The sequence below is a fragment of the Paenibacillus tengchongensis genome (assembly GCF_008973665.1).
GTDB classification, from domain to species: Bacteria; Bacillota; Bacilli; order Paenibacillales; family Paenibacillaceae; genus Paenibacillus_AQ; species Paenibacillus_AQ tengchongensis.
In genome coordinates this window covers 13,188-27,904 of the sequence record NZ_WACP01000025.1, presented here as the reverse complement: position 1 = coordinate 27,904, position 14,717 = coordinate 13,188, and the positions used below count along the sequence as shown (strand labels likewise).

Below are 14,717 nucleotides of genomic sequence, written 5' to 3'. Positions count from 1 at the left end.
ACAGGCGCAGCCAATGGCCGAGACTTCATCCGCTTTCCCATTGTACACTATATCCAGTTCACACGGTCAATTCAATGATGAAATTGGAAGCGCCGTTTACGATTAAATGGGAAGCAGCGCCAGCTTATCCTGGGTGCGCAACCGGGCTACCATGTCGAGCCAGGCCTGCGGCTTATTCTCCAGCACGGCGTAATACCGGCTCAGGAAATCGGCTGCGAGCCGCGCCTCCAGCACATTCTGCTCCTCGTCCTGTGGCATAAAGCAAAGATCCAGCCCCGTTACCGCTTCGCCGTCGCCCTGCCAGGAGGGATGAACATAGGGGAATCCGATGCGCTTATATCCAAGATGCGACAGAACCTCACGGCGCACAAACGGGTCCATGGGTTTAATGCCGCCGAATTCATGCTCCTGGACACGGTAAGGGTCATAAATTTCCGCGAACATCCCGTACAGCGCGGATTGTCCGTTCTCCTGCGCCAGCTTCTGCAGATCTTTCAGCCGGCTGTGGGCTAGAAACCGCCCGATGCCTAGTCCCTCCCTGCCGATGATCGTGAAATCGGTCATCGCCACATTCCAGTCGGCGTAGTAACGGTACTCCGTCGTCCCTACTACCACCCCTTCATGAACAGCCGCGAATACGCGGATACCCGGATCTTCCAACGGTTCCTTCCAGAGGCTGTACTCCAGCACTTCCTCCGGCGGGAACACCTCGGATAACAGCTGATGCACTTGTCTGAACAACGGATCTTCAATACTGGCGATACGCACATATTCCATAAGACATTTCTCCTCCGGTTTCAGTTCGAATGGGTAAACGGATTGCGCCACTCCATGAGCGCCGCATAATTGCACGATTCTTCATCCTCGAGATATTCGGGAATTACCTCGACCGGCGTCCGCCCGCAGCGGAGCAGGAAGGTGATGACGGGGTCGGCCAGCTCGCCGGCGACCACCGCCTGCAGATAACGCTCCGCACTCAGCCGTTCAGCCTGAAGATGGTAGCCCGGCATGCGTCCGGCTCCCAGCAGCCGCTGCAGCTTCTGTTCGACAACCACATGATAAAGCGACTGGACGAGTTCCTTGCCCAGCCCCAGCTTGCGGAATTTGGGGCGGACGCACAGATCTGCGATATATAAGGCGTTTCCATCCGGAACATGAGTGGTCAGGTAGCCGTCCGCTGTTACCTCCGACCAGGAATGCCGCGCCCCCGCACCGCCTTGCTCAAAGAAGATTTTCAAAGCGGTTACCGAACCGGCCAGCTCGCCGCCCACTTCTGCGCATAGCGCTCCTTCGGGAAATAAGGTCACATGATTGAAGAGCTGCTCCCGGTTCCATAGCGCTTCTGCGGGGTATGGAGGCGGAAACGCCTCGGCCTGAATGATCATCAGCTCGGCGAAATCCTCTTCATTATATTGGCGGATTACAGCCGGAACCGGGGTTTTGCCGTCAAAAGCATAAAAGGATTTATAGTACATCGGCGCCTCCCCTTACGACCAATCTGTATAAAGGTCGGTTCTCCGGTCGCGCCAGGTCGTTACCGAGCCCTTCTCGCGGACGCGGTAGAGCAGCTCCAGATCCAGATCGGCGGTAATGATCATATCGGAGTTGATTTCTCCTTCGGCCAGCAGGCCCTGCGGCGGAAACGGGATGTCGTTCGGGGTGATCACCGCCGCCTGCCCGAAGTTGGCGCGCATCAGGTCCACTGTCGGCAAGGAGCCGACCGTGCCGGTCAGCACCACATAAATCTGATTCTCGACCGTACGGGCATGGCTTGTGTATCTGACCCGGTGAAAGCCGTGGCGGTCATCCGTGCAGGACGGGCAGAAGATGACATCGGCCCCTTTGGCTCTGGCCATCCGCACGATCTCCGGAAACTCGATGTCATAGCAGGTCAGCATGGCGATGGTGCCTTTGTCCGTTTCAAACACTTCCAGCCCCTCGCCAGCCCCCATATTCCAGCCTTCGACCTCAGCGGGTGTAATGTGCAGCTTGGCCTGCTCGGCAATCCGGCCGTCCGGATAAAAGAGGTGCGCCACATTGTACAGCTTGCCGTTCCGGCGCAGCACATGGGTGCCGCCAATAATGTGCATGCCGTAGGTCCGCGCTAATCCAGAGAACATGCCGCGATACCGGTCTGTAAACTGCGGCAGGTCTTCAATAGTCAGGGCATGGCCCTGTCCGTCCCCGATGGACATCAGCTGAGTGGTCAGGAATTCGGGAAACAGCACAAAGTCGGCGCTGTACTCTGCGGCCGTCCGGACGTAATGCTCGCATTGGGCGGCAAACTCCTCAAAGGATGCGATTGTATGTAAATGATACTGCACGGCGGATACACGAAAGGTCTTGGATGACATGAATGACACTCCTCCTTGCCGGATTCAAAGTACCTAAAATTTTACCATACCGGCGGATAAAATCACACTTCGGCCCCCACGGCAGCTGCAAACGGACAGGCAAGAAAAAACGGCCCCCTTAAGGAGCCGCGCGGTGGAGCCTTTGGAGCCTTATTCAGTTCCCTTAAACGTAAATTTAACCTTCCAGTTCGCTCCCCCGTCCGCCGTAGCATACAAGGAGCTTCCTTCCGGCCCGCTTGCCGCCAGCCAGCCCTTCTGCTTATCCGGAAAAGAGATTACCCCCTCATAACCCTCTATCGCCGGAAGGTTGACCCAATCGGCGCCCCCGTTATAGGTGCGGCCGACGGCCACTTGCTCGCCGGCCGGAGAATAGCCGGCCAGAAAGGCCGTGCTGCCGCCTGCCAGCTGCATATTGCCCGGCTTCCCGGAAGCGGGTCCGGACGTATGCTGCGCCTGGCCGCTGCCCGGCGCCGGTCCGCCGCCCGCCGTCGACTCGGCGATCACACGTCTAAAGTGCGCCCCGTTGTCGGAACTGGCATACAGGGAATAGGAGGTCTGAGACATTCCTGTTTCCCCGTATAGCAGCGCGTACACCTGCTTGCCCCCAACATACACCCGTCCGTATTCCGGATAACTGTATTTGGCCTTAAGCGCAAGACTCCAGCTTTTGCCTCCGTCTGCGGTCTTCATGACCCGGTAGCCCTCCCCGGGAGCGACCACCACCGCCCAGCCGCTGCTCCGGCTGGTAAATTCAGCCCCGCGTGTATTGGGCGGAGTTGGAATGCGGCTCCAGCTCGCTCCGCCGTCAGCCGTATAATAGGTGGAAGCACGGTTGTACCCGAAGCCGTGCTTATGGTCCTGAAAATTAATCCGTTCGAAGGTAACTGCCTGCTGCCCGAGACGCTTCCAGGTAGAGCCGCCGTCGGAAGTGGCGATCAGATAGTTCGCCGATCCGTCTTGTACGGATGCTAACGCCCAGCCATGAACGTTGTCGGGAAACGACATTTGCCGGAAATTCCACTGGCCTTCATAAATCGTCTGAAATTGGCATCCGCCGTTTGAGGTGCCGATCATGAAGCCGTTGCCGGCCGCCCGGCCCGTGTCGCCGCTGAGGAAGCTGATATCGTTAAAGCTGAGGGGCGCATTACCGTCCGAGGCCTGCTTCGCCTGCAGCTCCTGCAGCAGACCGTGGTCGCCGCTGCCGCAGGCAGGGGCAGCGGCAGCCGTTTGTGCAGACGGGGCCGCAGCTCCCCAGCCGCCAGCCACAAGCCCGCCGAGCAGCAGCGTTACCGTCATTTTCCGTAACAGTTTTCTTTTGTTCATGGTAACACCTCCTATAGTCTAATTACCCTTTTTGGCATACTCCTCTGTTATACTCCCTCTCCATGGGCATATCTACATGCAACCGGTCACAAAGAAGAGACAAAATCTTCACCGTTCCCTTTAATGAATATCCGCCTTCTTCCTTTCCCATAATGGAAATGAACGTAATGAAAGGAACGCCTTCTCGCGAAAGGAGCCTGAATCTGCATGCCGCACGAATCCGCTAATTCAAAAAAACCAAGGCGCCCCTTCCGCCGGCTCTTCCGGCTGCTGGCCATAGTGGCTGTAATCGGCCTTATCGCTGCGGGAGGCCTGCTCGGCTACCTGTACCAGAAGCCGCTGCCGCCGCTTGGAGATGATATCCGCTCAAAGCTGCTGGACTCCCGGGGCGAAGTGCTGGCCGTATTCACCAGCGACGGACGCAGCCGCGATCCGGTGGCGCTTGAGCAGATTTCACCGCTGCTCATCAAGGCCACTCTAGCTGTGGAGGACCGTAAATTCTACAGTCATGCCGGCTTTGATGCAAAGGGGATGGGACGGGCCGTTCTTGCTAATCTGGAATCGGGCGAACGCTCGCAGGGGGCCAGCACCTTAACCCAGCAGCTAGCCCGTAACCTTTACCTGACCCATGAAAAAACCTGGACCCGCAAAGCCAAAGAAGCCTTTTATACCGTGCAGCTTGAGATGAAATTCAGCAAGGATGAAATTCTGAATATGTATCTTAACGAAATTTACTACGGCCACGGGGCCTATGGCATCGAAGCGGCTGCGCAGATGTATTTCGGCAAGCCGGCCGCAGAGCTTGACCTGGCCGAGAGCACTATGCTGGCCGGTATCCCTAAAGGGCCGACCTACTACTCGCCTTATACACATATGGAGAACGCCAAGAAACGCCAGGGCATTATCCTGTCGGCCATGGTCGAAACAGGCGATATTACGGACGGTCAGGCACTGGCGGCGTCCCGGGAGACCCTGGACTTCAAGCCTCAGGGCAATCAGGAAACGGCCGCTCCCGCCCCTTATTTCCGGGATTATGTACGGGCTCAGACCATGCAGTTGCTGAACATCAGCGCAGATGAGCTGGAGCAGGGCGGGCTCAGGGTCTATACCACGCTTGATCCGGACATGCAGCAGGCGGCGGAGGATGCCGTCCGGCAGGGGATGGATGCGCAAAGCGAGCTGGAGACGGCGCTGGTATCAGTAGATCCCCGCAGCGGCTATATCAAGGCGATGGTGGGCGGCAAAAACTACCGGACCAACCAGTTCAACCATGCCTTGGCCACCACCCGCCAGCCGGGCTCGTCCTTTAAGCCGATTATGTATCTTACGGCGCTGTCTTCGAAGACGATGACCGGCCTGTCTGTATTCAACAGCCAGCCGACTCTTTTCCACTATGACAATAACCGCAAGACCTACCAGCCCCGGAATTTCGGCGATAAATATTTGGGTGAAATCAATATGCGGCAGGCCATCGCCGCTTCCGACAACATATACGCCGTCAACACCATCATGAAGGTCGGGGCCGATAACGTAGCCGAAATGGCTGCCAAGATGGGTATTTCCAGCCCGCTGCAGAGTGTGCCTTCCCTGGCTCTCGGCACCTCTCCGGTCAGCCCGCTGGATATGGCTTCAGCCTTTGCCGTTATCGGCGGCGGAGGCGTTAAACACCCGGTTACAGCGATTCTCAAGATTACCGACAGCCAGGGTAATATGCTTTACGAGGCTCCGCAGCGGCAGGGTGAGCAGGTCGTTGAGCCGGGGGCTGCCTATGTACTGACCCGGCTGATGGAAGGCGTGTTTGAGAGCGGCGGAACGGGTAACCGTGTGGCCTCGGTCATCAAACGTCCGGTTGCAGGCAAGACCGGCACCACCGATACGGACGGCTGGATGGTCGGCTTTACGCCGGAGCTGGCCACAGCGGTGTGGGTAGGGTATGACAAAGGGCGGGAAATCTCGACAACCGACGGGCGCCGCGCTGCACCAATCTTTGCCGAATTTACGGAAAAGGCGCTGGAAAATGTGCCGCCGAAGATTTTTCCGATCCCTGACGGAGTCGTGAGCGTCTATATCAATCCGGAGTCCGGCAAGCTTGCCACTGCCGCCTGTCCCGAAAAGGAACTGGAGACCTTCCTCAGCGGTACGGAGCCTACGGAATATTGCGATGAACACGGCGAGAGCGGCAAGGCATCTCCCCCAGAGGAACAAACGGACGAGCAGAGCGCTCCCGCCGAAGAGGAGCATTCGCTCTGGAACGACATTAAACGCTGGTGGATGAATTAGGATGCCTTGCGGCCTGCCCGGTCTTGGGTTACGATGGGACAAAAACGGCGCGCGGGTGAGACCTGCTGCGCCCTGAAAGGTGCCGTGAAGCCCATGAATGGAGAGCAGGAACGCGGAGATATTAAACGTGGCACGCCGCTTACCTCCGGTCTCTACCGGCTCTCTGCACTGGAGGCCGCGCCGCTGCTCCTCGGCCAGCACGTCGTGCGCCGGACGGGGGACGGGGAAATCCGCTGCCGCATTGTAGAGACGGAGAGCTACGGCGGAATCGAGGACAAGGGCAGCCATGCCTACGGCGGACGGCGCACAGCCCGCACGGAAGTCATGTTCAGCGCCGGAGGGACCGCCTATGTATACCTTATATACGGCATGTATCATTGTCTGAATGTAGTCACTGGTGAACAAGATGATCCCCAGGCGGTCCTGATCCGTGCGGTGGAGCCGCTGACGGACGCAGACGCTGCACGGATGGCACTCTACCGCGGAGGCGCCCTTAAGAAGCCGACCGGGCTTTCCAGCGGACCCGGCAAGCTATGCCGGGCGCTGCGGATCGATAAAAGCCTGAACGGCATCCGGCTCAACCAGACCGGCGGGCCGCTGTGGCTGGAGCAGGGGTGTGCGCCGCAGAAATTGGACATTGTAGAGGCCCCGCGGATCAATATTCCCTATGCCGGCGAATATGAGAAGCTGCCGTGGCGGTTCTATCTGCGGAACAACCCTTGGGTTTCAGTGCGGGACCGGCAGGAGCCGGCTTTCCGCTGGAAGTAAATTGGCCCGGCGGCTGTTTCAGCCGGCACCAATGCCGGGTAAATGACTAAGAACCCTAATTAGCCACAGTCTTTCGGAATCCCGAAGGCCTGTGGCTTTTCCCGTTACAAATTGTTATAAAAAAAATCGCACAACCACGCCAATGAATGCGCTTTCCCCATTCTCTAAACTGACAATTACTGTTATAATCAATGATATCGACATAAAAAAATAAATGTTGTAAATGAGGGACATGAGATGAAGGATACAGGGATGATCCGAAGTTTAGACAGCCTTGGCAGAATTGTGGTTCCCGTGGAGATCCGAATGACCCGCAATATTGACATCGGGGATCCTATCGAATTTTTTATTCTGGACGACGAAGTAATTGTGCTGCGCAAGTACACCTCCACTGAATGCACGTTCTGCAGAAGCCTTGATCATGTGACCTACTATAAAGACCAGTTTATTTGCAGCGGCTGCCTGAAGGAACTGGGTAATCCGCAGCGCCGGGAAGAAGAGTCCCTGCCGGCGCAGACCTATGCGGAGGAAAGCTCCGGTCAAAGCCGCGGAGGGCGGCGGACGAAGACAGAGGAAATGACCCTGCGCCTGGAGAAGGCGATGGCGGAACATCCTTACGCCAACCAGAAGGAACTCGCTGACGTGCTCGGCATCAGCCAGGCGCGGGTGAGCCAGCTCAAGCGTAAGCTGAGCGCTGCAGGCAAAGCGTAACTGCCGGCACGGTACCGTTCCTCCGTACAGCAGGGGCTAATGGCGTATAGGCACGCTGCTAATATTTGGAACAAAAGGCTTGGCCGCCCGTTCATCTGCGGCCAAGCCTTTTGTATTCAGCGGCGGAGTGCTCAGTCTGACAATGCCGCCTTCAATTCTGCGGAGGAGGCGTTCCACCACTCCTCATTATGGCTAATGAGCAGCGATTTCAGCGCGGCCTTGTCCTCTGCACTCAGTCCCTCGACAATAATCTTCCGTTTCAGGGCGGAGTCCAGCTTGTTCACATGGTCGGCGAGAATCTTCCAGCCCCGGCGCGCCTCTGAATCAATCCACATTTCGCAGGCGGTAATCCCCCCATAGACTTGCCCTTCAGGTGTACGGTCTACGGCAACCCAGACTACCCAGACCTGGCGGCCGTTCGGGACATCTTCCCGGTTCATCGAGAACTTGATTCCCTTCTCCACCTTACTCTTGGCATGCATTGCACCGATGTCGATAACTGCTTCCCCGCCGTCGATGATGACCGGCGATACGTTGTTCAGGTCAATGGAGCCGGCGCCGAAGCCTTTATGTTTACTCTTGGCATTCACAATATTCAAGGCAATCTGCTTTCTGCCCTCCGGTTGTACGTTATCCACATGTGCACATCCTTTCCTATCGCTAATAAATTAATTTTAGCTAATATTGCGGCGAATGCAAACATATACATCCCGTAGAAGCTTGTCACGGGAGGAATAACTGTATGAAGCTACTGTCATTGAAATCCGTCTTCATTATTGCGGCCTTATCCGCCCTCGCCCTGCTCGGTACCGCCGTCTGGTCCGTCTCCGGGCTCAGCCCGGCAGCCGGGTCTGCCGCTGCGCCGGATAAGGCCAAGTCCCCTGCCGGGGCCCCGGCCAAAGCAGCAGCCAGCAAGACAGCGCAGCCCAAGCTTCCCGAGAGTAAGCCGCTTCCGGTCTCGGAAGCCTTAAGCCAGCGGGTCACGGAGTACCATATCGACGTCCAGCTCCTGCAGGAAAGCGGCGTTTTACGGGGCGCCGAGACGGTGACCTGGACTCATCCCGGAAGCAAGCCGGTCCAGGAGCTTTATTTTCACCTCTACCCGAATGCGTTCGCGTCCGATGATACAACTTTCATGAAAGAATCCGGGGGAGAACTGCGCGGCGATACCATGCCTGTAGGTGGATATGGCGGGATGACCATCAGCGATCTGCGTACCACCGAAGGCGTGTCGCTGCTGCAGCGTATCCAGTATGTGCAGCCGGATGACGGAAATGTGGATGACCGGACGCTTATCAAGGTGCATCTGCCGCAGCCGGTTAACGGCGGGGAGAGTGTCACCCTTAAGCTGCAATTTGAGGTCAAGCTGCCGAAGGTGTTTGCCCGTATGGGCACTTCCGGGAACTTTGTAATGGCCGGGCAGTGGTTTCCCAAGCTGAGTGTTTACGAGCCGGCCGGGACCCGCGGAATCAGGCAGGAAGGCTGGGATCTCCATCAATACCACGGCAATTCGGAGTTTTACAGCGATTTCGGCATTTACAATGTAACGATTTCCGTCCCCTCCAATTACATCGTGGGAGCCACCGGCTTTCCGGTCAAGAGTCCAAAGCTCAAGCAGGACCAGAAGATTTACCAGTTCTATGCGGATGATGTGCATGATTTCGCCTGGGCCGCTTCCCCTGACTTTATCGTGGCCGAAGAGGCCTTCTCCGCGCCTCAGGTCCCCGGTGTGAGGATCAAGCTCTATCTCGACCCGAAGCACAAGGATCTGCAGGAACGTTATTTCCAGGCTGCCAAAGCTGCTCTGACCGCCTTCAGCAAATGGTACGGCTCTTACCCCTACTCTACGCTTTCCATCGTCGTACCGCCCGCAGGCGCAAGCGGAGCAGGAGGAATGGAGTATCCGACCCTGATTACGGCTTTTGCAGCCTCCGAAGCCAATCCGAACACTTCGCTGGAACGCACGGTCGTTCACGAAATCGGCCACCAGTATTTCTACGGTATGCTGGCCAGCAATGAATTTGAGGAAGCCTGGCTCGACGAGGCCTTTACCTCCTATGCCGAGGACAGGCTGATGGAGCAGGAGTACGGCGTCACCACGAACCTGCCGCTGCAGGCCAGCCTGATAGGCACGCCGCAGCCGCTGAAACTTGAAGCCTGGAAATACCCTTCTAACGAAGCCTACGCACGGAATGTATACATCCGCGGCAAGCTGGTGCTGAAAGACCTGGAGCATCAGGTCGGCACCAAAACCATGGACACCATCTTATCGGCTTACACCCGTAAGTACCGGTTCCGTCATCCCTCTACCGAAGATTTTCAGGCAATTGTGGAGAAAGTGACCAAAAAAAGCTGGCAAGCCTATTTTGACCAATATATTTATGGCGGCGGCTCTCCCGATTTTGCCGTAGATGATATCCGCAGCTCTGTCAATAAAGAAGGCCCGGCGGATTCCCGTTATCAATCCACGGTAAAGATCAGCAATAAAGGCAGCAATTACACGGATGTACCCGTTAAATTCACTTTCTCTGACGGGTACACCGCCCGGCAGAAATGGACCGGCAATACAGCAGAATCGGAATTCCGGATGTCCTATAAAGCGCCTCTGGTGTCGGTCGAAATGGATCCCGATCATTCCATTCTGCTGGAGAATAAGCATATCAATAATTTCAGACTTGCAGAACTTGAACCAAGGACGCTCTCCCGCTGGACGAATAGTGTAACGCAGTGGCTTGAAATTATGCTCGGAACTCTGGTCTGGTGAGGTGAGAATTGTGAAAACTGCGATAACCTGCGGCTGGCGCAGCATGAAGGAGCAATTTTATATCCTGATTCTGCTGTTTATTTACCGCCTGTTCTGGGGGTATTTCCTGTACCGCTTCGTCCGCTCCGCCGTTGAACCTGTACTGCTGCGGTATCCCGATGCCGATGCCGGCGGCAGCCTGCTCGGCAGGCTGCTCTACTATATCGAAGGCCAACAGGCGCTGGGGGCCGATCCGGATGTGCGGCGCTGGCTCTTGCTGCTGCTGGGCCTCTCTATCCTGAGGCTGCTGCTGTCGCCCTTTATCCGGGCAGGACTGCTGCACGAGCTGCACCAGGAGCGGAAGGGGGAACGGGGCCTGTTCTTTTTCCCGGGCATGAAACGGCTGGGGCTTCCGGTATTTATCTTCAGCGTGACCGAATGGCTGCTGGCCGCCCTTCCCCTTTACCTGCTGCTTCCCGATATGTACAATCTGCTGCTGAGCGGTGTGCTCGACTATACTCTGCTGATCAAACTTGTTCCATACGTTCTGGTCTGGCTGCTCTATCTTTACGCCGTCCGCCTGATGCTGTTGTACATGCAGTTCGGTTACACCGGAGGGACCGGAGTCTTCACCTCACTGGGGGTTCTAGTACGGGTGCTCCCCAAAGCTATAGCCGTTTCGCTTCTCCTGGGGTCAGGCGGACTGCTGATGCTGATGCTGAACGGAATCTGCGGATTGTTCTTCCCGGGAATGCCCGCCCTTCTCCTCCGGCAAATGTCACCGCTTCCCACCACTCTGTTACGGATGTGGGGCATCGCTTCGCAGTATCATTTATGGCGCAGCAAAACATTTCCACAATAAATCACATATGTTTCTGCCATACTAAAAGAGCCGCGGCCCCGGTTATACGAAGGCTGCGACTCTTTTTGCCGTACAAAGCGCCTATAATGTGATCTAAAGGTTTGCAAAACGGCAAATCGTCTGGTACAATGAGGCTCGTAGTACAAGTAACAACTTTGTAATCTTTTGCAACCATTTTGACTTTTATCTGCGTCGTGCTTATCCGGGACACAGAAAACACTATTCGGTGCGTAAATCGCCTAATTCCGGCACCGGGAAGTGGGGGAACCATATTTTGGGTGAATTGATCTCGTTTCAGAGGGGTCATAGGGAAACTTCTACCGAATCCTCAAGCTAACCTCGCAGGCCTTGGAAGGAGAACATCTTTTGAGACTTCAGCATTGGAAAAAGAAATGCACCGCAGCAGCATTGGGCCTTGCCTTGGTATTCACCCTGGGTGTAGGAGCGGACACTGCTTCCGCCGACTCTAAAATGGACAACGTTATTGCTACAACCTTGGGAACGACCTATAAAACCGGGGGCATGAGCACCGCCGGCTTCGACTGTTCCGGGTTCACCAAGTATGTGTTCAAAAGTCTGGGCATCACCCTGCCCCGTACCTCCAAAGCGCAATTCAGCACAGGTACGGCCGTATCGAAGAGCAATCTGCGTTCAGGCGATCTGGTCTTCTTTAATACACTGGGCAACGGCGTGTCCCATGTTGGGATTTATGTTGGAAATGGAAAATTCGCGCAAGCCTCCAGCTCGCGCGGCGTAACGATCACTTCACTCAGCCAAGCCTACTGGGCCAACCGCTACGTTGGCGCCAAACGCGTCATGAGCACAACCGCTTATCAAGCAGTCGCTTACGATTGAACCATTCCCCGAATTATTCTCTGCCTCTAATATCAAACGTTGCTTATACAAAACCCGGGACTGCGATTATTGCCGTAATCGTTTCCGGGTTTTTCCTTTTCCTTATTCTACCTATACACCTATTCCGGCGCTTTGAAACATGAAATCGGACAAATTGTAGGAAATTTTTTCTTTTTATTTCATTTTAGGCTACAATCGTGTCTTTTACGTTATCTTTGACTCTGCGAAACAGAAAAACCGTGCAATAATATGTTTTAAGTGATTGCCAAGACGCGGAGTCTTTGTTACAATTAGCGCAGTGAGTTTTTAGTAACATTTTTGTAATTAATAAATTACGGTTTTCAATCGTTTTGTCATGTATAGTTTTTCCGGCTAAGCCTAATCAACAGTCGTGCCGAGTTCCCTGTCCATTCAGGGAAACGGGGGAACCAGTTTTGGGTGAATTGACCTCCTATTCTCAGAGGGGTCATAGGGGACCTTCAACCGAACCCTTAAGCTAACCTCGTAGGCATTTGGAAGGAGTATTTACTTTTGAAGAAGACGTTAGCGGCAGCTGCACTCAGCATCTCCATCCTCTTTACCCTTGGAGCGGGAAGCGCTTTCGCCGATTCCAAGATGGATAAAGTCATCGACAAAGCAATCGGTTCCCGGTACGTATCCGGCGGAACCACGACGAACGGTTTCGATTGCTCCGGTTTCACCATGTACGTATTCGATAAGATCGGCATTAACCTGCCTCACCAGTCCGGCTCCCAATACCAAATGGGCACAGCCATCTCCCGCGATGATCTCCGTGAAGGCGATCTTGTATTCTTCAATACAAGCGGCAAGGGTGTATCCCACGTCGGCATTTATGTCGGAGGAGGCAAATTTGCGCATGCTTCAAGCAGCCGCGGGGTCACCATCAGCTCTTTGAGCGACAGCTATTACGTCAACCGCTACGTTGGCGCCAAACGGATTATGAGCACAGACGCATACCATGCTGTAGCCTCTGATACTCAGGACAATGATGATGTAGAATAATTTCATATCACATAAGCAGGCTCTTTTTCAGGATTTTTGCCGAAATCTTGGAAAGGGGCCTGTTTTTTGTCCTTACAAAGGATATTTACCCTTACTACGATTCGTCAAACATAGGGAACTGCCATTTTTCGCAAAATCAGCAGCTTTTTTATCGAAAAAATTTGGGCAGCAGCTTCACTTTACTTATAATTGGGTTATAGATGTATTGGCCTTTATCAAATTATAGGAGGCAGGCGTGATGATCAGCCCCCGGATAACGTTTCATGTGGCTCCAATGGAGAGCTTCCATGCTCAAGAGATATGCGGTTGGGATTACAAGCCGCCCTATAATATTTACGGGTGGTTACCCTGGGAACAGATGCAGGCCCTCGGCATTGAATTCGGCGATCCCAAGCTGCGCGGGGAGCAATATGTATCTGTACTGAGCGGCAGCGGGGAGCTGTGCGGGTTCGCTCAGCTTTTTCCGATGGAAGGGGTAGTGCGTCTGGGGATCGGCATGAAGCCTGCGCTCTGCGGCCAGGGGATGGGTCACTTGTTTATGAAGGCCATCGTTAAGGAGGCACTGAAGCGTTACCCGGAATGCGAGATTGATCTGGAGGTGCTGACCTGGAACCAGCGGGCAATCAAAGCCTACCATAAATGCGGATTCACGATCACCGATACATATGAGCGCCGGACACCAAGCGGAGATAAGCCCTTTTATTGCATGGTTTATGATAAACAGCAGGATACAGAGTTTCCAACTCAGGAGTAGCCCTATTCCATGAAAAAAGCCCCGTCCGGAGCAATGATTCCGGCAGGGCTAATTATACAGTTGCTTATGGTCTAACGGGTCTTCTCGAAGGCCTCGTTAAATTCATGGGCCTGGCGTAAATCCATGGCTCCCAGTCCATTCTCTTCTCTGGCCGAAAGACGCAAGTATACCGATTTGTAATCAATGGTAATATGCGGATGGTGATCAAAGGCTTCCGATATGGCCGCCACCTCGTCCACAAAGGCAATTCCCTTCATATATTCGCTAAACATATATTTGCGCACCATATAATTCTGTTCCAGCTTCCAGCCTTCCAGCTTTCCTATCTGCTCAAGCAGTTCTTCCTCAGTCAGTTGCACGGTCTTTTCCTCCCTTACTGTGTACCGTAAACTTCGGGCTCCGCCGGCAGTTCTGTTTCCGTCCGGACCCGCCAAACAAAACATCCCTCAGCTTCGAAACTCCAAGGGATGCGCCAGGATGAAGGCCTTTTTTGATTTAATGTATTCGGCTATCCCGGCAAATAGTACACGGTACCTTGATTTTACCATGGTCCCGGTGCGCTGAACAAATTCTGCGCCCTGAGGATCCCTCCTATACCAGCAGAACGGATGCCAAATCCTGTTCCCCCAGCAGGATATTGATCCGGTGCGTCTCCTTATCGTAGATGACAACCCCGCTGCCCACCTCGATGACCGGCTCTTCGCCCAATGCAAAGAATAAATCCTCTGCCAGCGCTTCCCATACCTCGTCTTTGGATTCCTGGGGCAGGTCCTGCCACTCCTCCGGCTCCATTTCAAAAAATAAATAACTGTCGGTAATACGGCCTACCGCTGCTGTCAGTTCCTTCAAAATCTCTCCATAATCTCTGCCATGCTTCACACCCACGTTGATCACTCCGTTTTCCCACAATGAATAATAGCTTTCCTTACCATTATAGCCGAAAAAATCACTTCACAAAAAAGGGAGTGTTGTCGATAAATAAGAATATACGTCATTTGGCTGTATGTGGTGTCCCGCCGCTGTTCAAGGATGATTACGCGGCTA

Annotated in this window: 15 protein-coding genes and 2 riboswitches; of the genes, 8 read left to right on the top strand and 7 right to left on the bottom strand. The window is 54.6% G+C overall.

Annotated elements, in window-relative coordinates:
- Nucleotides 1-102 precede the first annotated feature (102 nt).
- From F1381_RS27450 to F1381_RS27435, 4 genes are all read right to left on the bottom strand, one after another.
- Nucleotides 103-777, bottom strand: coding sequence for a GNAT family N-acetyltransferase (locus F1381_RS27450; RefSeq protein WP_151737997.1), 675 nt, complete (start codon nt 775-777; stop codon nt 103-105).
- Nucleotides 778-797: 20 nt separating this feature from the next.
- Nucleotides 798-1,475, bottom strand: a complete 678-nt coding sequence (locus F1381_RS27445; protein WP_151737996.1) for a GNAT family N-acetyltransferase — start codon at nt 1,473-1,475, stop codon at nt 798-800.
- Between the two features lie 12 nt (nt 1,476-1,487).
- Entirely contained in the window at nt 1,488-2,354 is an 867-nt protein-coding gene (locus F1381_RS27440) for a carbon-nitrogen hydrolase family protein (protein ID WP_151737995.1), read from the bottom strand.
- 150 nt (nt 2,355-2,504) lie between these two features.
- Nucleotides 2,505-3,677, bottom strand: a complete 1,173-nt coding sequence (locus F1381_RS27435) for a beta propeller repeat protein (RefSeq protein ID WP_151737994.1) — start codon at nt 3,675-3,677, stop codon at nt 2,505-2,507.
- A gap of 207 nt (nt 3,678-3,884) precedes the next feature.
- On the opposite strand from F1381_RS27435, the gene F1381_RS27430 reads away from it, so the two are divergent.
- The 3 genes from F1381_RS27430 to F1381_RS27420 all read left to right on the top strand — a co-directional run bounded on the left by F1381_RS27430 (nt 3,885) and on the right by F1381_RS27420 (nt 7,436).
- Entirely contained in the window at nt 3,885-5,957 is a 2,073-nt protein-coding gene (locus tag F1381_RS27430; protein WP_151737993.1) for a transglycosylase domain-containing protein, read from the top strand.
- A 93-nt stretch (nt 5,958-6,050) separates the two neighbouring features.
- Complete coding sequence (locus F1381_RS27425) at nt 6,051-6,725, top strand: DNA-3-methyladenine glycosylase (protein ID WP_151737992.1); 675 nt, start codon at nt 6,051-6,053, stop codon at nt 6,723-6,725.
- A 237-nt stretch (nt 6,726-6,962) separates the two neighbouring features.
- Complete coding sequence (locus F1381_RS27420; protein WP_151737991.1) at nt 6,963-7,436, top strand: AbrB/MazE/SpoVT family DNA-binding domain-containing protein; 474 nt, start codon at nt 6,963-6,965, stop codon at nt 7,434-7,436.
- Nucleotides 7,437-7,567: 131 nt separating this feature from the next.
- Here the strand turns inward: F1381_RS27420 and F1381_RS27415 are convergent, their stop codons facing one another.
- Nucleotides 7,568-8,074, bottom strand: coding sequence for a YwhD family protein (locus F1381_RS27415; RefSeq protein WP_151737990.1), 507 nt, complete (start codon nt 8,072-8,074; stop codon nt 7,568-7,570).
- A gap of 104 nt (nt 8,075-8,178) precedes the next feature.
- On the opposite strand from F1381_RS27415, the gene F1381_RS27410 reads away from it, so the two are divergent.
- The 5 genes from F1381_RS27410 (at nt 8,179) to F1381_RS27390 (ending at nt 13,673) form a co-directional block, all read left to right on the top strand.
- Nucleotides 8,179-10,200 (top strand): M1 family metallopeptidase, encoded by a 2,022-nt coding sequence (locus F1381_RS27410; protein WP_151737989.1) that lies wholly within the window; start codon nt 8,179-8,181, stop codon nt 10,198-10,200.
- A gap of 10 nt (nt 10,201-10,210) precedes the next feature.
- On the top strand, nt 10,211-11,041 hold the full coding sequence (locus tag F1381_RS27405) for a hypothetical protein (protein WP_151737988.1): 831 nt from the start codon (nt 10,211-10,213) through the stop codon (nt 11,039-11,041).
- Between the two features lie 226 nt (nt 11,042-11,267).
- Nucleotides 11,268-11,404, top strand: a riboswitch (cyclic di-AMP (ydaO/yuaA leader).
- 3 nt (nt 11,405-11,407) lie between these two features.
- Nucleotides 11,408-11,896, top strand: coding sequence for a C40 family peptidase (locus tag F1381_RS27400; RefSeq protein ID WP_151737987.1), 489 nt, complete (start codon nt 11,408-11,410; stop codon nt 11,894-11,896).
- 382 nt (nt 11,897-12,278) lie between these two features.
- Nucleotides 12,279-12,423: riboswitch (cyclic di-AMP (ydaO/yuaA leader) on the top strand.
- A gap of 4 nt (nt 12,424-12,427) precedes the next feature.
- Nucleotides 12,428-12,919: a C40 family peptidase gene (locus F1381_RS27395; RefSeq protein WP_151737986.1), complete on the top strand. Its 492-nt coding sequence runs from the start codon at nt 12,428-12,430 to the stop codon at nt 12,917-12,919.
- A 238-nt stretch (nt 12,920-13,157) separates the two neighbouring features.
- Entirely contained in the window at nt 13,158-13,673 is a 516-nt protein-coding gene (locus F1381_RS27390; RefSeq protein WP_151737985.1) for a GNAT family N-acetyltransferase, read from the top strand.
- Nucleotides 13,674-13,744: 71 nt separating this feature from the next.
- Here F1381_RS27390 and F1381_RS27385 read toward each other — a convergent pair whose 3' ends face one another.
- Together F1381_RS27385 and F1381_RS27380 are read right to left on the bottom strand one after the other, a co-directional pair.
- Nucleotides 13,745-14,032, bottom strand: a complete 288-nt coding sequence (locus F1381_RS27385) for a 4a-hydroxytetrahydrobiopterin dehydratase (RefSeq protein ID WP_151737984.1) — start codon at nt 14,030-14,032, stop codon at nt 13,745-13,747.
- Between the two features lie 232 nt (nt 14,033-14,264).
- The gene (locus F1381_RS27380; RefSeq protein ID WP_151737983.1) at nt 14,265-14,558 is read right to left on the bottom strand and encodes a hypothetical protein; all 294 of its coding nucleotides are present in this window, start codon (nt 14,556-14,558) and stop codon (nt 14,265-14,267) included.
- Nucleotides 14,559-14,717 lie beyond the last annotated feature (159 nt).